The organism is Pseudomonas sp. TE24901 (genome assembly GCF_054058375.1).
In genome coordinates this window covers 97609-116932 of the sequence record NZ_JBSSAF010000002.1, presented here as the reverse complement: position 1 = coordinate 116932, position 19324 = coordinate 97609, and the positions used below count along the sequence as shown (strand labels likewise).

Genomic DNA, 19324 nt, shown 5'->3' with positions numbered 1-19324 from the left:
AAAATTTCGCAGAGCATGGGCCTGCTCGGCTGCGCGGGATTTGATCCAGGTCAACGCTGCGAATCGTCATCCTTCCAGGGCGCCGAGAGATAACGCGTGCGGTTGAAGGTCTCCAGCCATTCAGGGCAGAACACCACCAGGGCGCTGATCACCATGCCGTTGATGAAGGCTTCGGGGAAGATGATCAGCCAGAGGTAGCCGACGAAATCTTCCAGCCATTCCGGCATCGCGAAACGGCCGTCGAACCACAACAGGCCCAGCCCTATCAACAGGCAGAGCAACGCCGACAAAGCAGCAGCAAAAAAGCCGGAGCAGAAGATGTACACGAAGGGGTTCCTGGGTTGCGCCCGCTCGACCAGCAGCGCACAGGTCTCGGTCACCAGCACGGGCAAGCCAATCAACAGCAGACCGTTGACCCCAACCGCCGCCAGATCCTGACGCCCCAACAGCACCAGGCCCATCTGGGCCGCAACACCGCCAACGATTGCCAGCGGCCAGTCGAGCAGCAACGTGACGGCGGTCATGCCAATAAAGTGGTAGGAAACGCCGGTGTCGAAATCCCGCCGCACCAGCCATAGCATGAACAACGCGAACACCGTGCCGAACAACAGGTGCTGACGCCGCCGGTCAGCGAACAACTCAAGCCACGACGAGCGCAGGACCGCCCACATCACCACGGGTGCGAACAACAGCCACCCGACCGTGAGGGTCTCTGGCGCCAGCACCGCGGCACTGATCACGGTGCCACCTGCTCCAACGCCTGACGCAGCTCAGCGGCAGAACCGTATTCACGCTGCGCAACCAGCTTGCCCTTATCCAGTTGCAACCACAGCACTTTATCCACAGGCCCCGGGTAGCGCGGCGCGACACGCGCGTCGCGATCCAGCATCACCCGATAGCTGTAGGCCTGCATGGCCGGCACCGCGAACAACTTGGCGATCAGCCGGGGCATGCGCTGGATGTCAGCGACAAACACGGCCTGTCGCGCTTCCAGATACCCCTTGGGTTGGCCTTGCAACGCCGCGTCCACCCGCTTTGCGGCATCCATGCTGCGGGCGACCAACAGAATTTTCGCCTGATCATTCAGGCTATAGGCCTGGTCGAATTGGTCCAGCAAGGTCCAGGGCGCAAGCCGCTCACCCACTTCAACGGCTTGGGCCCAAAGGGGCAGAAGACTCAAAAACAGCACAACAAAACACTTCACGACGCACTCCCCATACCTGGAAAACCTCTGCACACCCAGTCTACACCGAGCTTTTGCAGCAGGACTTCCTGCGGTCATCATTTGGGCGCTAAGCTGCAAGCATGGATGACTCAGATTACTTGCGCCTGCTCACCGTAGCGGCCGAACAAGCCAATGCGTTCTTGTCCAATGCCCGCAAATGGGAGCGTGAGCGTTGGGTCTGCCAGCGCCTGCTGCAAGGCTTGAATGTGCCCTACCGCGCTGAAGAATTTCATGCCGCCGGGCAAGAGCCGCCGGACGTGCTGTTTCGCGACGCCAGTTTCGAAGTGTTTTTCGTCTTGGATGAAGGCCGGCGCCTGAACGACGAATGGCGCGATGAGCTGCTCAGGCGGCGCAGCGCTTTCTCCCTGAGCCAACTGGTGCGGCGCGAAGCCAAGCCGCGACGCATCCCCGCCCATGAGTTTCTGCTGCGCCTGGCACCGACGCTGCGCAAAAAAGCCCATAACTATAAAGAACGCGGGATGGACCTGGGCGAGCTGGACCTGATCGCCTTCACCAGTCTCAAGCGTGAGGTGCTGGACCTCAACAGTCACTTTCCGCCGCCCACCGAGTACCTGCGCCAGGGTTGGCGTTCACTGTCGCTGGTGGGGCCGACCTTTGCACGGGTACTGTTCGCCCACCCCGACGCACCGGATTTCTTGCGCAACAACCTGGGGCGCAGCATAGTATTCGACGTGGGCATCAGCCTGTGAGGCGGGCACCGGCTACGCTTGTGGCAATGCCGCCCATTCACAGACTGTAACGTGGCGCCCTTTTGCAACGTCTACCTGACGAGGCCTTTATGACCAGCCGCCTGAACCCCGATGACCAACAGCATGTCGAAGAGTACCTGCAACTCTCCCAGAACAGAGTCGAGCGCAAGCCTTTCAGGCCGTGGCTGCTCCTCGTTGTGGTGCTGGCGGCCGTGATCGGGCTGGGCCTGCTGAGTCGCCTTCTGAGTTACCTGACGCTATGAGCTGCCTGGCGCTCGCGGGGGTAACTGCTCCGATTTCTTTTAGCCTTGCGAGATATCCCCATGACCCATCGTATTATTATCGTCGGCGGCGGCGCCGGCGGCCTGGAGTTGGCTACCCGCCTGGGTAAGACTCTGGGCAAGCGCGGCACGGCCAGCATCACGCTGGTGGACGCCAACCTCACCCACATCTGGAAGCCTCTGTTGCACGAGGTGGCTGCCGGCTCCCTGAACTCATCGGAAGACGAACTCAATTATGTCGCCCAGGCGAAATGGAACCACTTCGAGTTCCAGCTGGGGCGCATGAGCGGGCTTGACCGTGAGCAGAAGAAAATCCAGCTGGCCGCCACCCTCGATGAAGAAGGCCGTGAACTGGTACCTGCACGCGTGCTGAGCTACGACAGCCTGGTGATCGCGGTCGGCAGCACCACCAACGACTTCGGCACCGAAGGCGCGGCGCAGCACTGCCTGTTCCTCGACACGCGCAAACAGGCCGAGCGCTTCCACCAACAACTGCTCAACCACTACCTGCGCGCCCATGCCGGGCAAACCGACGTGGAAGAGAAAATCAGTGTCGCCATCGTCGGCGCCGGTGCAACCGGTGTTGAACTGGCCGCCGAGCTGCACAACGCCGCGCACGAACTGGCCGCCTATGGCCTGGACCGCATCAAGCCGGAAAACATGCACATCACCCTGATCGAAGCCGGCCCACGGGTGCTGCCTGCCCTGCCGGAGCGTATCGGCGGGCCTGTGCATAAAACCCTGGAAAAGCTCGGCGTGACCGTGCTGACCAACTCGGCGGTCAGTGAAGTGACGGCTGACGCCCTGATCACCAGCAGCGGCCAGGTCATTCCCGCCAGCCTCAAGGTATGGGCGGCCGGCATTCGTGCACCGGGGTTCCTCAAGGACATCGACGGCCTGGAAACCAACCGCATCAACCAACTGCAAGTGTTGCCGACCCTGCAGACCACTCGCGATGAAAACATCTTTGCCTTTGGCGACTGCGCCGCCTGCCCGCAACCGGGCACCGACCGCAATGTTCCGCCACGCGCCCAGGCGGCTCACCAGCAGGCATCGTTGCTGGCCAAGTCGCTGAAACTGCGCATCGAGGGCAAGGACCTGCCGACTTACAAGTACACCGACTACGGCTCGCTGATCTCGCTGTCGCGGTTCTCGGCGGTGGGTAACCTGATGGGCAACCTCACCGGCAGCGTGATGCTGGAGGGCTGGCTGGCGCGGATGTTCTACGTGTCGCTGTACCGTATGCACCAGATGGCACTGTACGGGTTCTTCCGCACGGCCATGCTGATGCTGGGCAGCAAGATTGGGCGCGGGACCGAGCCACGCCTGAAACTCCACTAACAGCGCAAACCAGTGTGGGAGCGGGATTGCTCGCGAAAGCAGTGTGTCAGACAGTACATCTGTCACTGATCCGCCGCATTCGCGAGCAAGCCCGCTCCCACATTTGCCCAGCAGTCAGTTCAGAAATCGTGAGCAAAAAAAATCCCCGTATCTTTCGATACGAGGATTTTTAATATGGTCGGGGTAAGGGGATTCGAACTCCTGACATCCTGCTCCCAAAGCAGGCGCGCTACCGGACTGCGCTATACCCCGGTAAAAAAAAGGCGACCTTTCAGTCGCCTTCTTCGATCAGCGCTTTTGGCCTCTGATCTTAAGATTCGATTCCAGCGTTAACTGGTTTCAAAAATGGTGGGTCGTGTGGGATTCGAACCTACGACCAATTGGTTAAAAGCCAACTGCTCTACCAACTGAGCTAACGACCCAAATATGGTCGGGGTAGGGGGATTCGAACTCCCGACATCCTGCTCCCAAAGCAGGCGCGCTACCGGACTGCGCTATACCCCGATTTTGAAATTGGCTCCGTGACCAGGACTCGAACCTGGGACCCAATGATTAACAGTCATTTGCTCTACCGACTGAGCTATCACGGAACTACATATTTCAAATTACTGCGTTACTGCTTACTACCTTCTCTTCGACTTGCCCGTATCGCTACGTTCATGTCTCTGAGGCGCGCTATTCTACAATCTTAAAAACCCCTGTCAACCCTTTAAATTGCTTTTAAGACAATGATTTGCGCTTGTTTCTGATTTCTTCTTGGGGAGAAGAAACCCGTGGGCTGACGTTGCTGCGGGGCGCACTTTACAAGCCTTTGCCTTACAGTTCAACGCCCTATCGAAAAAAAAGGCCCCGCAATGCGGGGCCTTCTCTTATTTGCCTGCAAACCGGGCTCAGTGGAAGACGATCTCGTCGTTTTCCACGGTTGCCTCGACGCTGGTGCCCGGCATGAAGCTGCCCGACAGGATCAACTGGGCCAGCGGGTTTTCGATCCAACGTTGAATCGCACGTTTCAAAGGCCGTGCGCCATACACCGGGTCGTAACCCACCGCGATCAGCTTGTCCAACGCCTCGCTGCTGAGCACCAGGTCCAGCTCGCGCTCCGCCAGCCGGCCACGCAGGCGACCCAGCTGGATCTCGGTGATGCCCGCGATCTGATCCCGCGCCAACGGCTCGAAGATCACCACTTCATCGACCCGGTTGATGAATTCCGGACGGAAGTGACTGGTCAGCGCGTCCATCACGGCCGCACGCTGGCCTTCACGATCACCCACCAGCTCCTGGATCTGCGCGGAGCCCAGGTTGGAGGTCATCACGATCACCGTATTGCGAAAGTCCACAGTACGCCCGTGGCTGTCCGTCAGGCGACCATCTTCCAGCACTTGCAGCAGGATGTTGAACACATCCGGATGCGCCTTCTCGACCTCATCCAGCAAGATCACCGAGTAAGGCTTGCGCCGCACGGCTTCGGTCAGGTAACCGCCCTCTTCATAGCCCACATAGCCTGGTGGTGCGCCGATCAGGCGAGCCACCGAGTGTTTCTCCATGAATTCGGACATGTCGATCCGTACCATGGCCTCTTCTGTATCAAAGAGGAACTCGGCGAGGGCCTTGCACAGCTCGGTCTTGCCCACGCCGGTCGGGCCGAGGAACATGAACGAGCCGCTTGGCCGGTTCGGGTCGGACAAGCCGGCCCGGGAACGCCGCACCGCGTTGGCCACCGCCACCACCGCCTCTTCCTGGCCGATCACGCGTTGGTGCAACAGGCTTTCCATCTTCAGCAGCTTGTCGCGCTCGCCTTCAAGCATTTTCGACACAGGAATGCCGGTCCACTTCGAGACGACTTCGGCGATCTCTTCCTCGGTCACCTTGCTGCGCAGCAGTTGGTTCTCGCTGTGACCGTGCTGGTCGACCATCTGCAGGCTGCGCTCCAGGTCCGGGATCACCCCGTACTGCAACTCGGCCATGCGGTTCAGGTCGCCTTTACGGCGTGCGGCTTCCAGCTCCTGGCGGGACTGCTCGATTTTCTGCTGGATCTGCGCAGAGCCCTGCACTTCGGCTTTTTCCGAGGTCCAGATTTCTTCCAGGTCCGAATACTCACGTTCCAGGCGCACGATTTCTTCCTGGAGTTTTTCCAGGCGTTTCTTCGCCGCCTCGTCCTCTTCTTTCTTGAGGGCCTGGGACTCAACTTTCAGTTGAATCAGGCGCCGATCCAGACGGTCGAGCACTTCCGGCTTGGAGTCGATCTCCATGCGGATACGGCTGGCCGCTTCGTCGATCAGGTCGATGGCCTTGTCGGGCAACTGACGGTCAGTGATGTAGCGGTGGCTCAATTTGGCCGCCGCAATGATCGCACCGTCGGTGATCGCCACCTTGTGGTGGACCTCATACCGCTCTTTCAGGCCACGCAGGATCGCGATGGTGTCTTCTTCGCTCGGCTCTTCCACCAGCACTTTCTGGAAGCGACGCTCAAGGGCCGCATCCTTTTCAATGTACTGACGGTACTCGTTGAGCGTCGTGGCACCCACGCAGTGCAACTCGCCCCGCGCCAGCGCCGGCTTGAGCATGTTGCCCGCATCCATGGAGCCTTCGCCTTTACCGGCGCCGACCATGGTGTGCAGCTCGTCGATAAACAGAATGATCTGCCCTTCCTGCTTTGACAGCTCATTAAGCAGGGATTTGAGCCGCTCTTCGAACTCACCACGGAACTTGGCACCCGCGATCAACGCCCCCATGTCCAGGGACAGCAGGCGCTTGCCTTTAAGGCCGTCCGGCACTTCACCATTGATGATGCGCTGGGCCAGGCCTTCGGCAATTGCGGTTTTACCCACGCCTGGCTCACCGATCAGCACCGGGTTGTTCTTGGTGCGCCGTTGCAGTACCTGGATGGTGCGACGAATTTCATCGTCACGGCCGATCACCGGGTCGAGCTTGCCCTCTTCGGCACGCTTAGTCAGGTCGACGGTGTATTTGTCGAGGGCCTGGCGCGACTCCTCATGGTTAGGGTCGTTTACCGCGTCGCCGCCACGCAGGTTGTTGATGGCATTTTCCAGGGCTTTCTTGCTCACGCCCTGGCCCAGCAACAATTTGCCGAGCTTGCTGTTCTCGTCCATGGCGGCGAGCAGCACCAGTTCGCTGGAAATGAACTGGTCACCTTTCTGCTGCGCCAGGCGGTCGGCCTGGTTGAGCAGGCGCGCCAATTCCTGCGACATATTCACGTCGCCGGTCGGATTTTGGATTTTCGGCAGTTGGTCGAGCTCTTTGCTCAACTCCTTGCGCAGGCTGTTGACGTCGAAGCCCACCTGCATCAACAAGGGCTTGATAGAACCACCTTGCTGCTCCAGGAGCGCCTGCATCAAGTGCGCAGGCTCGATGGCCGGGTGGTCGAGGCCCACCGCCAAGGATTGAGAGTCAGACAGTGCCAACTGCAATTTGCTGGTTAAACGATCAATACGCATTAGTCACCTTCCTTTTGAGCAGGCCGGAGCTATAAAACATCCTGAATGAAGAAACCTGCCAGATACCCTTATAGATGGGGTGGATTCTGGGAGTTTCAAGCGACAGACAGTTGACGCAGATCAGATGAGTCTAGCGTTCCAGCCAGACAAGGGAGGCAAACCGACCGGTGCGAGGGCTGCGGCGGTAAGAAAAGAAGCGCGGGTCGGTCACGGTGCAGAAGCCGCCGCCATACACCGCCGTGACGCCGCGTGCGGCAAGGCGCAGGCGAGCCAGTTGATAGATGTCGGCCATGAACTTGCCGGGGTTGCGACTGGGCACGAAGGCCTCAGCGGTGATCGGCAGTTGCTGCATGAAGGCCTCACGCACTTCCGGCCCCACTTCAAAGGCTTGCGGGCCAATGGCCGGGCCGAGCCAGACCAGCACTTCGCCGGGTTCAGCCTCCAGGCTGTCGAAAGCGGCTTCCAGCACGCCTGCCGCCAGGCCACGCCAACCGGCGTGAGCCGCCGCTACGCGGGTGCCCGCGCGGTTGCAGAACAACGCGGGCAGGCAATCGGCAGTCATCGATGTGCAGGCAACGCCTGGGGTGCTGGTCCAACTGGCATCGGCTTCGACGGTGCGAGCCGGATCTGCCTCGACCACGTTCACGCCGTGAACCTGGCGCAGCCAGGCCGGCTGGATATCGAAGGCATCACTGAGACGACGGCGGTTCTCAAGGACAGCCTCAAGGTCATCCTCGACATGATCACCCAGGTTGAGGCTGTCGAACGGCGCCAGGCTGACGCCGCCCGCACGGGTAGTGACGCAGGCTTTCACCCGAGCCGGCGCGGGCCAGTCAGGAATCAGCCAGTCACTCATCCGATAAACGCCTCGCGATCCTGCTTGAGCAACGACAGCAACCAGACCAGATCGTCTGGCAAAGGCGATTCCCAGCTCATGCGCTTACCGCTCGTCGGATGGTCCAGCTCCAGGAAGCGTGCATGCAGTGCCTGGCGCGGGAAGTTTTTCAGCGATTCAACCATGGTCGCACTGGCCGCTGGCGGAATACGGAAGCGGCCACCGTAGGCCGGGTCCCCCACCAGCGGGAAGTTGATGTGGGCCATGTGCACGCGAATCTGGTGGGTACGGCCGGTTTCCAGCTTGACCCGCACGTGAGTGTGGGAGCGGAAGCGTTCGAGCACGCGGTAGTGGCTGACGGCCTGCTTGCCGCCTTCCATCACCGCCATACGCTGGCGCTGCTGGCCGTGGCGACCGATCGGGGCATTGATCTTGCCACCCGCCACCACCACGCCGATCACGATGCACTCGTAGATCCGGCTGACGCTGCGGCTCTGCAATTGTGTGACCAACTGCGTCTGCGCCTGGATGGTCTTGGCCACCACCATCAAACCGGTGGTGTCCTTGTCCAGGCGGTGCACGATGCCGCAACGCGGTACGTTGATGATGTCCGGCACGTGGTGCAACAGGGCATTGAGCAAGGTGCCATCAGCGTGCCCGGCTGCCGGGTGAACCACCAGGCCTGCGGGTTTGTTGATGACCAGGATGTCGTCGTCTTCATAGACGATATCCAGCTCGATGTCCTGGGCAACCCATTCTCCCTGGGCTTCCTGCTCGGCAGTCAGCTCAAGAATCGCACCACCATGGACTATGTCTCGCGGGCGGATAACCGCTCCATCCACAGTCAGGCGGCCGTCTTTGATCCAGGCGGAAAGGCGCGAGCGCGAGTGCTCAGCGAATAATTGTGCGGCGACTTGATCGAGGCGTTGGCCGCCCAATTCGGACGGCACCTCTGCGCGAAGTTCAATTTTATCGGACATGCTCAGACTAGGCGTGGCACAGCCTTTGGTTTCGGCTGCGCGCTTGTGGTTAAATACGGCGTCTTTTGCCCCGAGGCTTTCAACGGGGCGCTCATCATAACAGGACGGCCCCGCCCAAGACAGCGGCCGTCATAGGGACGCAAGCCGCCATGCAAGTGAAACACCTGCTGCTGATCGCCATCCTCGCCATGACTGCTGCTTGCTCGTCAACAAAGGAAGTCGTCGACGAAAACCTGAGCGAAGTCGAGTTGTACCAACTGGCTCAGAAAGACTTGGACAATAATAGCTACACCAGCGCCACAGCCAAGCTGAAGGCCCTGGAGTCGCGCTATCCGTTCGGGCGCTACGCCGACCAGGCCCAGCTCGAGCTGATCTACGCCAACTACAAGAACGCCGAGCCGGAAGCTGCCAAGTCCGCCGCCGAGCGTTTTATCCGCCTGCACCCTCAGCACCCGAACGTGGACTACGCCTACTACATGAAGGGCCTGACCTCGTTCGACCAGGACGTTGGCCTGCTGGCGCGCTTCCTGCCGCTGGACATGACCAAGCGTGACCCGGGTGCCGCCCGCGACTCCTACAACGAGTTCGCCCAGCTGACCAGCCGCTACCCGAACAGCCGCTACGCGCCAGACGCCAAGCAGCGCATGATCTACCTGCGCAACCTGCTGGCTTCCTACGAAATCCACGTGGCCCACTACTACCTGACCCGCCAGGCCTATGTCGCTGCCGCCAACCGTGGCCGTTATGTCGTGGAAAACTTCCAGGAAACCCCTTCCGTGGGTGATGGCCTGGCCGTGATGACCGAGGCTTACCAGCGCCTGCACCTGGACGCCCTGGCGGCCACCAGCCTGGAAACCCTCAAACTCAACTACCCGGATCACCCAAGCCTGAAAGACGGTCAATTCGTGCCTCAGGTTGCCGAAGCGGACAACCGTTCGTGGCTGAGCAAATACACCCTGGGCCTGATCGAGTCCCGTCCACCGCTGCCGCCGGGCGAAACCCGCGCCAACCAGGACGTGATGAAGCAGTTCCAGGACGCCAAGGATGCAATCCCTTCGGACCTCAAGCCGCATGATGAAAATGGCGACGTGATTGAAGAAGAGACGCCGCAGGCCCTGGGCAACAACGAGGACCGTTCGTGGTTCAGCTACATGACCTTCGGTGTGTTCGACTGATACGTCGGCGCAACGCAAAAGGGAGCCCTTAGGGGCTCCCTTTTTAATGGGCAAGCATTATTGCGCTGTGCGCCTGCCACGTCCTTGGCTAAACTGGTGCATTCCCTGTCGAGAAACTGCCCATCATGGTTCGTCTACTGTTCTGGATTGCCGTTATTGCTGCCGCGGTATGGTTCTGGCGCAAATTCAAAAGCCCGGCCGCCAAGCAGCAAAGAGCCAGCGAACCCAACGCAGCCCTGATGGTGCGCTGCGCCCACTGCGGCGTGCACCTGCCGCAGGACCGCGCCCTGAGCTCACGCCAGGAGTGGTACTGCACCCAGGCGCATCTTGAGCAAGGCCCGAAGTCTATCCAGCGCTGAGCCGGCCTTCTGGTGCATAAGGCGCCGGATCAATGATTGGCGCACGCTCCAGCAACAAATCAGCAAACAGCTGGCAGGACGCGGGGGCAAGCACCAGGCCATTGCGGTAATGCCCGCAGTTGAGCCATAACCCTTCGAAACCGGGCACTTTGCCGATGTAGGGGATGCCTTCGGGCGAGCCAGGACGCAATCCGGCCCAATGCCCCACCACTTCGGCATTCGCCAACGCGGGAATCAGCTCCACCGCCGACGCCTTGAGGCTTTCAAGCGCCACGTCGGTCGGGGTCTTGTCGAACCCTTCATGCTCCAGCGTACTGCCGATCAGAATATGCCCGTCGCGCCGAGGGATCGCGTAGCGCCCCTTGGCCAGGACCATGCTCGACAGGAAGTCCGAAGCGCACTTATACAGGATCATCTGGCCCTTGACCGGCTCAACGGGCAGCGACAGGCCCAGCTTGCCCAGCAACTCGCCACTCCAGGCCCCTGCCGCCAGCACGACCTGATCGCCAAGAACCGGCCCCGTCGCCGTTTCCACCCCCACTACCCTGCCGCCTTCCAGGACAAAACCCGCCACTTCGCACTGCTCATGCACCGTAACACCGGGCAGCGCCAACAGCGCCGCCTTCAGGGATTTGACCAGGCGCGGGTTGCGTACGTTAGCGACGTCAGCCATGTAGATCGCCTGCGAGTAACCGCCACCCAGCACCGGAACCGCGTCATGGGCCTCCGACACATCCACCTTGCTCAATGGCCGGCCTTCACGGGCTGCCCACGCCAGGGCATCCGCCTCATCATCCAGGTCGAGCCAGTAAAGGCCCGTGATGTGAACCTCGGGGTCAATGCCCGTGGCGGCAAACAGCCGTTGCGCCAACTGTGGATAAAAGTCCTGGGACCAATGGGCCAACGCGGTGACTGCCGGGCTGTAGCGCCACGGATACAGCGGAGAAACAATGCCGCCCCCTGCCCATGACGATTCCTGCCCAAGGCCACAGCGCTCCAGCAATACCACCGCCTGCCCCTGGCTGGCCAGGTTGAACGCCGTCAACAACCCGATCACGCCACCGCCGACAATCACCACTTGTTGTTGCTTAGCCATCATTTGATCCAGCCGAAAAAAAGGGAAAAGCGCCCCAGGCGCCCACGCATGCCGTACGCTCATCATTGCCCCCAGCACGCCTTGCGCGATTGCCCGGATGCTGCGCCAGGGTTGCTTCGCTCCCCCGTACTGGTCAGTTGGAACGCTGCGCAGGGATCACCCGCCATGACAGCATCGGCGACAGGTATGGCTACCAGGTTGAAATCCTGAGGGTTCAATACAGCGTCGATTCTATAGCGATCATTACCTGCACTGATGCCGTTTGCATCAATAAAAGTGCCGTTTCTCGTATAAAACCGCTCAAGGTGATGGGTCTGCTCGATGAGCAACGCAACGATTTCTGCGCGATAGACCTTTTTTACATGGCGGGTATACCCGGGGTAAGCGATAGCGGCCAACAACGCGATAATCGTCACCGCCACCAATAACTCGAACAGGGTAAACCCTTGGCAATCCTTGCCCATTTAAACACTCCTTATTGAAGTTGCCGCCACAAAACCCGCCTGAAGCGCGGGCTCGCGCCCTCGTCGAAACGGGCAAACACCGACTCCAGCACCGTGCGCGACTGACCACTGAATCCCACTGCTGTCACGCGGAACAGCGCAGCAGGCGTCAGTGGCGGCAAACGCGCCAGCCCCACACCCACCCCTATCGATTGAACGCCGTAAAGCCCTCCGCTCACCGCCACCCAGGAGACCGCTGAAACCGGATTCGTCCCCGCCCCCACCACCGAGACGGACTCGCTCGGCGGCGCGCAGGTGATGATCGAGTGGCAGAGCGGCAACGTGCCCCCTGCCCGCTGGACAATCGACTCACCCACCCACAGGCCGCTTTCCGCACTTTGAAACGATTGATTGCGGTGCCAGGCACTGCCCGCCATTTTCTGCTGGGACATCGCCCCCCGCATCGATGACAAACCGACCAGGGACAACAACAGTAAAAACACCAGGCTGATCAGCAACACCAGGCCCGCCTGCCGCGAATAAAAGCCGCCACTCCCCCTCATGATCGCCCTACCCCAACCGGTTACGCAGCGCCGCCACGACGCTGTAGGTTTGATCCTTTACACGCCCCGTCGGATCTCGCAGCGTGAGGAGCAGCCGAACACTGCGTATCAGCGATTCGTCGGCCGGGCTAGCGTCATAGCGCACCACGGGCAAAGAATCCTGACTGGCTGCCAGACCAAAACTGATGTCGAAGGCCAGCACGTTATCCACCAGCACCGCCTTGGCCGGCGCCGCAGGTGTGCTGACCTTCAACTGTCCGCCCTCAAAGGTGTAAGTCAGCTGGCGCATGGCAAACCGGATCTGCCCGGGCGCCGGGGTTGGCGCCGCCCCGACATAGGCCTGGGCAGTCCCGGTACAGTCGGAGAGCACCGTCCAATCGGGCTTGCCACCGCCCTCCCCGACATCGGCGGTGACCACCGTCAATGACCTTGCATCGCCCGCTGCACTCCAACTGACAGGGTGATCGAACGCCGGCGGGACGTTATCGATAAAGGCTGGCGCGAGGCAGCCGAACATGCCGGCAAGTCGAATATCCTGAACCATCTTGCCCAGGACAAACCGCGCATCATCCTGAAGCACCATGGCCGCCTGCTGGCTGGCCTGGGTAGCCCGGGCGCTGATCATCACCTGGCTTATCCCCAGCACCATCACCAGCCCGACGGCCAGGGCGATCAGCAACTCCACCAGGCTGAATCCCCTGGCCGAACCGCTCATGGCGCCACCCGCGGTTCGCTGCCAATGCGACTGGTCAAGGTGAAGGTCTCCCGTGCTCCAGGGCGGTGAGTACCGCGACTGTCCTCCCAAGTGATACTGACGGTCACTTCATTGGCGCTGATCGTTACCGAACCTTTTGCACTTTTGCCGGCAAAGCCGAGGATATTGGCTTCGAAATCGTGCAGGTCCACATCACGTACGTTGGCCCCAGCGATGCTCGCCGGAGCACGCTCGTCCTGGCCCCAGGCGTAATCGGCCCCCGCATTTGCACGAATACGATCCAGCATGTCATAGGCGATGAAACTGGCTTGGCTGGTCATCCTTGAGCTGTCGGTGTACTTGAGCGCATTGAGTTGCATGACCGCAGCCCCCAGCAGGCCGATAGCGAGTATCAGCACCGCCACGAGCACCTCGATCAACGTCATGCCGGCTTGGCGCCGGGGCAAAATGCTTGGAAACAATAGGTTCGGGCAGGTAAGCATTACCGTCGTCATCCATGTCGAAGGCCAAAAAAAGCAGGGCATTCCTGCTGTGCGGGCCAAGACTAGCGCCGGTTTTTGCCTGGCGCTGCTCCCGGAACAAAGGGAAATACTTTGGACATAAAGGCCATCACTTACCCCCCAATACCCGGGGCTATACCTACCTCTGCAACGTTAACGTTCGTCGCGTCCATGGAGGGACGGCACATGACCCAACGAGGTTTTACCCTGATCGAACTGCTGCTCAGCCTGGTCCTGAGCGGCCTTCTGGCGCACCTTGCCGTGCCTGGTTTCAAAGGTTTGCTTGAGTCGCAACAACGACAAAGCGCCGCGCACTCCTTGACTACCGGGCTGCGCTACGCGCGCACCGAGGCCATTTCACGCAATCACGCGGTGATCATTCACGCACGGGAAGAGGACTGGAGCCGGGGTTGGCGGGTCATTCTGGATATCAGCGGGCGCGGGCAACTGGACGATGACAACCCGGTACTGCTGGAACAGCAGGACGATGGTCGAGTGCCCATCGTGGGAAATGGGCCAGTCAAGCACGAGGTCCGCTTCAACGGGCTGGGCGAACCGGTATTTTCAGGCGGCGGGTTTCGAGCCGGTACTGTGCACGTATGCGCCGCCGACCAGGCGCAGAGCCTGTATCAGGTAGTGCTGGCACCCAGTGGGCGCATCAGCCTGCGCAGCGAAGCCGCCGAGCAGGCGCTGTGCCGGAGCAGCTCCGACATCCTGGCACTCAGAGCAGCGAGCGAACCCGCAGCTCCTTGGGCATGGAAAAGGTGATGTTCTCTTCGCGCCCGGCCAGTTCATCGGCACCAGTGGCGCCCCATGCGTGCAACTGCTGGATGACACCACGCACCAGCACTTCCGGCGCCGAGGCGCCGGCGGTGATGCCGATACGCTCGACACCCTCGAACCAGCTGCGTTGCAGGTCTTCGGCACCGTCGATCAGATACGCCGGTGTTGCCATGCGTTCAGCCAGCTCACGCAGGCGGTTGGAGTTGGAGCTGTTGGGGCTACCCACCACCAGGACCACGTCGCACTCATTGGCCAGTTGCTTGACCGCGTCCTGGCGGTTTTGCGTGGCGTAGCAGATGTCGTCCTTGCGCGGCCCACCGATAGCCGGGAAACGACTGCGCAGCGCATCGATCACGCGGCTGGTGTCGTCCATGGACAAGGTGGTCTGGGTCACGAACGCCAGGCGCTCGGGGTTATGCACCTGGAGGTTGGCGACGTCTTTTTCGTCTTCCACCAGGTAGATAGCGCCGCCATTGCTGGCATCGTACTGGCCCATGGTGCCTTCGACTTCCGGGTGGCCGGCGTGACCGATCAGAATGCACTCGCGGCCATCACGGCTGTAGCGCGCGACTTCGATGTGCACCTTGGTGACCAATGGGCAGGTGGCATCGAAGACTTTCAGGCCACGGCCTGCCGCTTCGGTACGCACCGCCTGGGAAACGCCGTGGGCACTGAAAATAACGATCACGTCGTCCGGCACCTGGTCCAACTCTTCGACAAAGATGGCGCCGCGTGCGCGCAGGTCTTCGACCACGAATTTGTTGTGGACGACTTCATGGCGCACATAGATCGGCGGCCCGAAGACTTCCAGGGCGCGGTTGACGATTTCGATCGCCCGGTCCACGCCGGCGCAGAAGCCACGGGGGTTGGCGAGTTTGATTTGCATGCTGTGCCTCGTGTCTTGCTGGGCAAGAAGTTGGATCAATTCGGGCCCCTGCGAGCGCCGAATCCTGTAGGAGCCGGCTTGCCGGCGATACCATCACCGCGGTGAAACCTATACACCGGGGCGTCTGCATCGCCGGCAAGCCGGCTCCTACACAGGCCAGCCCCCACAGGAGCTGGTTTCGTCAGTCAGATCGCTTTAACGTCGATGATTTCAACGTCAAAGGTCAAGGTTTTACCGGCCAACGGGTGGTTGAAATCGACGGTCACTTGCGCGTCATCGAAGGTTTTCACCACGCCCGGCAGTTCGGTGTTCGCTGCATCGTTGAAGATCACCAGCAGGCCTTCCGACAGGTCCATGTTCTGGAACTGCGAACGCGGGATGATCTGCACGTTTTGCGGGTTCGGCTGGCCAAAGGCGTTTTCCGGCAGGATCTGTAGGGTACGTTTGTCGCCGGCCTTGAAACCGAAGAGGGCCGCTTCGAAACCCGGTAGCAGGTTGCCGTCGCCGACCTTGAAGGTCGCCGGGGCCTTGTCGAACGTGCTGTCGACCGTGTCGCCGTTTTCCAGGCGCAGTGCGAAATGCAAAGTGACTTCCGTGTTCTGGCCGATGCGTTGCTCAGCCAATACCTGATCAGTCATTGACGGTCTCTCCGGTTTTCTTGCTTTTGAACATATCCAACGCCAGCATGATTGCACCGACGGTGATGGCGCTGTCGGCAAAGTTGAACGCCGGGAAGTACCAGCGGTTCTGCCAATGCACCAGAATGAAGTCGATCACATGGCCCAGGGCAATGCGGTCGTACAGGTTGCCCAGCGCGCCGCCCAGCACCAAGGCCAGGGCGATGGCGAGCCAGGTGTCATCACGGCCCAGGCGCTTGAGCCACACCACCAGCACCGCACTGACCACCACGGCGATCACGGCGAACAGCCAGCGCTGCCAGCCGGAGCTGTCAGCCAGGAAGCTGAAGGCAGCGCCGGTGTTGTAGGCCAGGGTCCAGCTGAAGTAGTCGGGAATGACCACGATCTGCTGGTACATCTGCAAGGCGCCTTCGAAGTGAGCCTTGCTGACCTGGTCGATGACCAGGACCAGCACGCTCAGTACGAGCCAACCCAGACGTCCAAAACGACTGGCTTTAGGCATAGTGGCGAACCTCGCCAGTACCCGAGATGTTGTCGACGCAACGGCCGCAGATTTCCGGATGCTCAGGGTTCACGCCGACGTCTTCACGGCAGTGCCAGCAACGCGCGCACTTGGCGAAAGCCGACTTGACCACTTTGAGCTTGAGGCCCGGCACTTCGGTGGCCACGGCGTCTGCCGGTGCCTGGGCAAACGGCGCCAGGCTGGCGGTCGAAGTGATCAGTACGAAGCGCAGTTCGTTGCTCAGCTTGGCCAGGTCGGCGGTCAGGCCTTCCTCGGCAAACAGGGTGACTTCGGCTTGCAGGTTGCCACCGACGGCCTTGGCCGCACGCTGCACTTCCAGCTCCTTGTTTACCGCGACCTTGACGGCCATTACGCCTTCCCAGTACTCGCGGCCCAGTTCGAAGTCGGCCGGCAGTTCGGTCAGGCCTTCGTACCAAGTGTTGAGCATCACGGACTCGTTGCGCTCGCCCGGCAAGTATTCCCACAGTTCGTCGGCGGTGAAGGCCAGGATCGGTGCGATCCAGCGCACCAGCGCTTCAGAGATGTGGAACAGCGCGGTCTGCGCCGAACGGCGCGCCTTGCTGTTGGCGCCGGTGGTGTACTGGCGGTCCTTGATGATGTCGAGGTAGAAACCACCCAGCTCCTGCACGCAGAAGTTGTGAATCTTCGAGTACACGTTCCAGAAGCGGTATTCGCCGTAGTTTTCCTGCAGTTCGCGTTGCAGCAACAGGGTACGGTCGACGGCCCAACGGTCGAGGGCAAGCATGTCCTCGGCCGGCAGGATGTCGGTGGCCGGGTTGAAACCGGTCAGGTTCGACAGCAGGAAGCGTGCGGTATTGCGGATACGGCGGTAGGCATCGGCGCTGCGGGCCAGGATCTGGTCCGACACGGCGATCTCGCCCGAGTAGTCGGTCGACGCTACCCACAGCCGCATGATGTCGGCGCCCAGGGTGTCGTTGATCTTTTTCGGCTCGATCACGTTCTTCAGCGACTTGGACATCTTGCGACCCGTCTCATCGACGGTGAAGCCGTGGGTCAGCAGTTCGCGGTACGGTGCGTGGTTGTCGATGGCGCAACCGGTGAGCAACGACGAGTGGAACCAGCCACGGTGTTGGTCCGAGCCTTCCAGGTACAGGTCGGCACGCGGGCCGGTCTCGTGGCCCATCGGGTGCGAGCCGCGCAGGACGTGCCAGTGGGTGGTGCCCGAGTCGAACCAGACGTCGAGGGTGTCGCTGATCTTGTCGTACTGCGGCGCTTCGTCGCCCAGCAGTTCGGCAGCGTCCAGCTTGAACCAGGCTTCGATGCCTTCCTGCTCAACGCGCTGGGCCACTTCTTCCATCAGTTCGACGGTACGTGGATGCAGCTCGCCGCTTTCCTTGTTCAGGAAGAACGGGATCGGCACGCCCCAGTTACGCTGGCGGGAGATGCACCAGTCGGGACGATTGGCGATCATCGAGTGCAGGCGCGCCTGGCCCCAGGCCGGAACAAACTTGGTGTCTTCGATGGCTTTGAGCGAGCGCACACGCAGGGTGTCGCCGCTGGTGGGCGCTTTGTCCATCCCGATGAACCACTGCGCAGTCGCGCGGTAGATCAGCGGAGTCTTGTGACGCCAGCAATGCATATAGCTGTGCTGGATGGTGGCGGTTTGCATCAGCGCACCGACTTCACGCAGTTTTTCGATGATCGGCTGGTCGGCCTTGAAGATGAACTGGCCGCCGAAGAACTCCAGCGACGGCACATACACGCCGTTGCTTTGCACCGGGTTGATGATGTCATCGTTGACCAGGCCGTACTTCTTGCAGATCACGAAGTCGTCCACGCCATAGGCGGGCGAGCAGTGAACGATGCCAGTACCCGAACCCAGTTCGACGTAGTCAGCCAGGTACACCGGCGACAGACGGTCGTAGAACGGGTGACGGAAGTTGATCAGTTCCAGCGCAGAGCCGGTGGTGGTGGCGATCACCGAACCTTGCAGCTCGTAACGGGCCAGGCAGGCTTCAACCATTTCCTCGGCCAGGACCAGCAGGCGATCACCGACGTCCACCAGGGCGTAGGTGAACTCCGGGTGCACGTTCAGCGCCTGGTTGGCAGGGATGGTCCATGGGGTGGTGGTCCAGATCACGATGGCCGCAGGCTTGCTCAGGCTAGCCAGGCCAAAGGCCTCGGCCAGCTTGGCGTCGTCGGCGATCGGGAAGGCCACATCGATGGTCGAGGACTTCTTGTCTTCGTACTCGACTTCCGCTTCGGCCAGGGCCGAACCGCAGTCGAAGCACCAGTTCACGGGCTTGAGGCCCTTGAACACGAAACCGCCCTTGACGATTTCGGCCAAGGCACGGATTTCACCGGCCTCGTTCTTGAAGTTCATGGTCTTGTACGGGTTGTCCCACTCGCCCAGCACGCCCAGGCGGATGAATTCGGACTTCTGGCCTTCGATCTGCTCGGTGGCGTAGGCACGGCACAGTTCGCGGGTTTTATCCGCGCACAGGTTCTTGCCGTAGGTCACTTCGACTTTGTGCTCGATCGGCAGGCCGTGGCAGTCCCAGCCCGGCACGTACGGCGCATCGAAGCCCGACAGGGTTTTCGAGCGCAGGATCATGTCCTTGAGGATTTTGTTCAGCGCATGACCGATGTGAATCGTGCCGTTGGCATAAGGAGGGCCGTCGTGCAGGACGAATTTCGGACGATCCTTGCCAATTTCGCGCAACTTTCCGTACAGGCCAATACTGTCCCAGCGCTGCAGGATCTGCGGTTCGCGCTGTGGCAGGCCGGCCTTCATTGGGAAGGCGGTGTCCGGAAGGTTTAGCGTGGCTTTATAGTCGGTCATTTAAGGCTCTTCG

The 19324-nt window shown here is 60.8% G+C and carries 20 protein-coding genes and 4 tRNA genes; 6 read left to right on the top strand and 18 right to left on the bottom strand.

All coding sequences use genetic code 11. The features are described from left to right. Positions 1-50 precede the first annotated feature (50 nt). Complete coding sequence (locus ACVWVP_RS04250; protein WP_178919146.1) at positions 51-740, bottom strand: energy-coupling factor ABC transporter permease; 690 nt, start codon at positions 738-740, stop codon at positions 51-53. Next, positions 737-1204 (bottom strand): FAD/FMN-containing dehydrogenase, encoded by a 468-nt coding sequence (locus ACVWVP_RS04245; RefSeq protein ID WP_457404528.1) that lies wholly within the window; start codon positions 1202-1204, stop codon positions 737-739. Before ACVWVP_RS04245 ends, ACVWVP_RS04250 begins: the two co-directional genes overlap by 4 nt. A gap of 101 nt (positions 1205-1305) precedes the next feature. On the opposite strand from ACVWVP_RS04245, the gene ACVWVP_RS04240 reads away from it, so the two are divergent. From ACVWVP_RS04240 to ACVWVP_RS04230, 3 genes are all read left to right on the top strand, one after another. Further along, the gene (locus tag ACVWVP_RS04240; RefSeq protein ID WP_083360208.1) at positions 1306-1935 is read left to right on the top strand and encodes a DUF1780 domain-containing protein; all 630 of its coding nucleotides are present in this window, start codon (positions 1306-1308) and stop codon (positions 1933-1935) included. An 89-nt stretch (positions 1936-2024) separates the two neighbouring features. Beyond that, entirely contained in the window at positions 2025-2198 is a 174-nt protein-coding gene (locus tag ACVWVP_RS04235; RefSeq protein WP_176995149.1) for a DUF3094 family protein, read from the top strand. 60 nt (positions 2199-2258) lie between these two features. Continuing rightward, on the top strand, positions 2259-3557 hold the full coding sequence (locus ACVWVP_RS04230; RefSeq protein WP_176995150.1) for an NAD(P)/FAD-dependent oxidoreductase: 1299 nt from the start codon (positions 2259-2261) through the stop codon (positions 3555-3557). 175 nt (positions 3558-3732) lie between these two features. Here the strand turns inward: ACVWVP_RS04230 and ACVWVP_RS04225 are convergent. From ACVWVP_RS04225 to rluD, 7 genes are all read right to left on the bottom strand, one after another. Next, positions 3733-3809: transfer RNA gene (locus ACVWVP_RS04225), tRNA-Pro, on the bottom strand. 94 nt (positions 3810-3903) lie between these two features. After that, positions 3904-3979, bottom strand: a tRNA-Lys gene (locus ACVWVP_RS04220). A gap of 5 nt (positions 3980-3984) precedes the next feature. Then, positions 3985-4061: transfer RNA gene (locus tag ACVWVP_RS04215), tRNA-Pro, on the bottom strand. A gap of 10 nt (positions 4062-4071) precedes the next feature. After that, positions 4072-4147, bottom strand: a tRNA-Asn gene (locus ACVWVP_RS04210). Between the two features lie 300 nt (positions 4148-4447). Beyond that, a complete protein-coding gene (gene clpB / locus ACVWVP_RS04205; protein WP_178919150.1) occupies positions 4448-7012 on the bottom strand; it encodes an ATP-dependent chaperone ClpB in 2565 nt (854 codons plus the stop codon). Positions 7013-7142: 130 nt separating this feature from the next. Continuing rightward, positions 7143-7868 (bottom strand): peptidoglycan editing factor PgeF, encoded by a 726-nt coding sequence (pgeF, locus tag ACVWVP_RS04200; RefSeq protein WP_457404527.1) that lies wholly within the window; start codon positions 7866-7868, stop codon positions 7143-7145. Continuing rightward, entirely contained in the window at positions 7865-8827 is a 963-nt protein-coding gene (rluD, locus tag ACVWVP_RS04195) for a 23S rRNA pseudouridine(1911/1915/1917) synthase RluD (protein WP_105697438.1), read from the bottom strand. The genes pgeF and rluD overlap by 4 nt, the downstream gene beginning before the upstream one ends. Positions 8828-8976: 149 nt before the next feature. Here rluD and ACVWVP_RS04190 point away from each other — a divergent pair, with 149 nt between their 5' ends. Together ACVWVP_RS04190 and ACVWVP_RS04185 are read left to right on the top strand one after the other, a co-directional pair. Then, a complete protein-coding gene (locus tag ACVWVP_RS04190; RefSeq protein WP_178919153.1) occupies positions 8977-10002 on the top strand; it encodes an outer membrane protein assembly factor BamD in 1026 nt (341 codons plus the stop codon). 125 nt (positions 10003-10127) lie between these two features. Next, positions 10128-10361, top strand: a complete 234-nt coding sequence (locus tag ACVWVP_RS04185; RefSeq protein ID WP_457404526.1) for a PP0621 family protein — start codon at positions 10128-10130, stop codon at positions 10359-10361. Here ACVWVP_RS04185 and thiO read toward each other — a convergent pair. The 5 genes from thiO to pilV all read right to left on the bottom strand — a co-directional run bounded on the left by thiO (position 10348) and on the right by pilV (position 13660). Then, the gene (gene thiO, locus ACVWVP_RS04180) at positions 10348-11457 is read right to left on the bottom strand and encodes a glycine oxidase ThiO (protein ID WP_457404525.1); all 1110 of its coding nucleotides are present in this window, start codon (positions 11455-11457) and stop codon (positions 10348-10350) included. The two genes, ACVWVP_RS04185 and thiO, sit on opposite strands and share 14 nt — an antisense overlap. Before the next feature lie 62 nt (positions 11458-11519). Beyond that, positions 11520-11921, bottom strand: a complete 402-nt coding sequence (locus tag ACVWVP_RS04175) for a type IV pilin protein (protein ID WP_457404524.1) — start codon at positions 11919-11921, stop codon at positions 11520-11522. A gap of 11 nt (positions 11922-11932) precedes the next feature. Further along, positions 11933-12463, bottom strand: coding sequence for a pilus assembly PilX family protein (locus ACVWVP_RS04170; protein ID WP_259171982.1), 531 nt, complete (start codon positions 12461-12463; stop codon positions 11933-11935). 7 nt (positions 12464-12470) lie between these two features. After that, the gene (locus tag ACVWVP_RS04165) at positions 12471-13178 is read right to left on the bottom strand and encodes a PilW family protein (RefSeq protein WP_457404523.1); all 708 of its coding nucleotides are present in this window, start codon (positions 13176-13178) and stop codon (positions 12471-12473) included. After that, entirely contained in the window at positions 13175-13660 is a 486-nt protein-coding gene (pilV, locus tag ACVWVP_RS04160) for a type IV pilus modification protein PilV (RefSeq protein ID WP_457404522.1), read from the bottom strand. The genes ACVWVP_RS04165 and pilV overlap by 4 nt, the downstream gene beginning before the upstream one ends. Before the next feature lie 204 nt (positions 13661-13864). Here pilV and ACVWVP_RS04155 point away from each other — a divergent pair, with 204 nt between their 5' ends. Further along, the gene (locus tag ACVWVP_RS04155; RefSeq protein ID WP_457404521.1) at positions 13865-14446 is read left to right on the top strand and encodes a GspH/FimT family pseudopilin; all 582 of its coding nucleotides are present in this window, start codon (positions 13865-13867) and stop codon (positions 14444-14446) included. On the opposite strand, the gene ispH is transcribed toward ACVWVP_RS04155, so the two are convergent. The 4 genes from ispH to ileS all read right to left on the bottom strand — a co-directional run bounded on the left by ispH (position 14400) and on the right by ileS (position 19311). Then, complete coding sequence (gene ispH, locus ACVWVP_RS04150) at positions 14400-15347, bottom strand: 4-hydroxy-3-methylbut-2-enyl diphosphate reductase (protein WP_178919169.1); 948 nt, start codon at positions 15345-15347, stop codon at positions 14400-14402. The two genes, ACVWVP_RS04155 and ispH, sit on opposite strands and share 47 nt — an antisense overlap. Positions 15348-15532: 185 nt before the next feature. Continuing rightward, entirely contained in the window at positions 15533-15970 is a 438-nt protein-coding gene (gene fkpB / locus ACVWVP_RS04145; protein ID WP_457404772.1) for an FKBP-type peptidyl-prolyl cis-trans isomerase, read from the bottom strand. A gap of 7 nt (positions 15971-15977) precedes the next feature. Then, complete coding sequence (lspA, locus tag ACVWVP_RS04140; RefSeq protein ID WP_178919171.1) at positions 15978-16487, bottom strand: signal peptidase II; 510 nt, start codon at positions 16485-16487, stop codon at positions 15978-15980. Further along, positions 16480-19311: an isoleucine--tRNA ligase gene (ileS, locus tag ACVWVP_RS04135; RefSeq protein ID WP_457404520.1), complete on the bottom strand. Its 2832-nt coding sequence runs from the start codon at positions 19309-19311 to the stop codon at positions 16480-16482. Before ileS ends, lspA begins: the two co-directional genes overlap by 8 nt. Positions 19312-19324: the final 13 nt, after the last annotated feature.

What these genes read in the sequence shown, in the direction of transcription:
- ACVWVP_RS04230 (WP_176995150.1), top strand. Translation starts at nt 2,259, where the DNA reads ATGACCCATCGTATTATTATCGTCGGCGGCGGCGCCGGCGGCCTGGAG.
- ACVWVP_RS04235 (WP_176995149.1), top strand. Translation starts at nt 2,025, where the DNA reads ATGACCAGCCGCCTGAACCCCGATGACCAACAGCATGTCGAAGAGTAC.
- thiO (WP_457404525.1), bottom strand. Translation starts at nt 11,457, where the DNA reads ATGGCTAAGCAACAACAAGTGGTGATTGTCGGCGGTGGCGTGATCGGG.
- pgeF (WP_457404527.1), bottom strand. Translation starts at nt 7,868, where the DNA reads ATGAGTGACTGGCTGATTCCTGACTGGCCCGCGCCGGCTCGGGTGAAA.
- ispH (WP_178919169.1), bottom strand. Translation starts at nt 15,347, where the DNA reads ATGCAAATCAAACTCGCCAACCCCCGTGGCTTCTGCGCCGGCGTGGAC.
- ACVWVP_RS04175 (WP_457404524.1), bottom strand. Translation starts at nt 11,921, where the DNA reads ATGGGCAAGGATTGCCAAGGGTTTACCCTGTTCGAGTTATTGGTGGCG.
- pilV (WP_457404522.1), bottom strand. Translation starts at nt 13,660, where the DNA reads ATGCTTACCTGCCCGAACCTATTGTTTCCAAGCATTTTGCCCCGGCGC.
- rluD (WP_105697438.1), bottom strand. Translation starts at nt 8,827, where the DNA reads ATGTCCGATAAAATTGAACTTCGCGCAGAGGTGCCGTCCGAATTGGGC.
- ACVWVP_RS04155 (WP_457404521.1), top strand. Translation starts at nt 13,865, where the DNA reads ATGACCCAACGAGGTTTTACCCTGATCGAACTGCTGCTCAGCCTGGTC.
- ACVWVP_RS04190 (WP_178919153.1), top strand. Translation starts at nt 8,977, where the DNA reads ATGCAAGTGAAACACCTGCTGCTGATCGCCATCCTCGCCATGACTGCT.
- ACVWVP_RS04170 (WP_259171982.1), bottom strand. Translation starts at nt 12,463, where the DNA reads ATGAGGGGGAGTGGCGGCTTTTATTCGCGGCAGGCGGGCCTGGTGTTG.
- lspA (WP_178919171.1), bottom strand. Translation starts at nt 16,487, where the DNA reads ATGCCTAAAGCCAGTCGTTTTGGACGTCTGGGTTGGCTCGTACTGAGC.
- ileS (WP_457404520.1), bottom strand. Translation starts at nt 19,311, where the DNA reads ATGACCGACTATAAAGCCACGCTAAACCTTCCGGACACCGCCTTCCCA.
- ACVWVP_RS04165 (WP_457404523.1), bottom strand. Translation starts at nt 13,178, where the DNA reads ATGAGCGGTTCGGCCAGGGGATTCAGCCTGGTGGAGTTGCTGATCGCC.
- clpB (WP_178919150.1), bottom strand. Translation starts at nt 7,012, where the DNA reads ATGCGTATTGATCGTTTAACCAGCAAATTGCAGTTGGCACTGTCTGAC.
- ACVWVP_RS04185 (WP_457404526.1), top strand. Translation starts at nt 10,128, where the DNA reads ATGGTTCGTCTACTGTTCTGGATTGCCGTTATTGCTGCCGCGGTATGG.
- ACVWVP_RS04240 (WP_083360208.1), top strand. Translation starts at nt 1,306, where the DNA reads ATGGATGACTCAGATTACTTGCGCCTGCTCACCGTAGCGGCCGAACAA.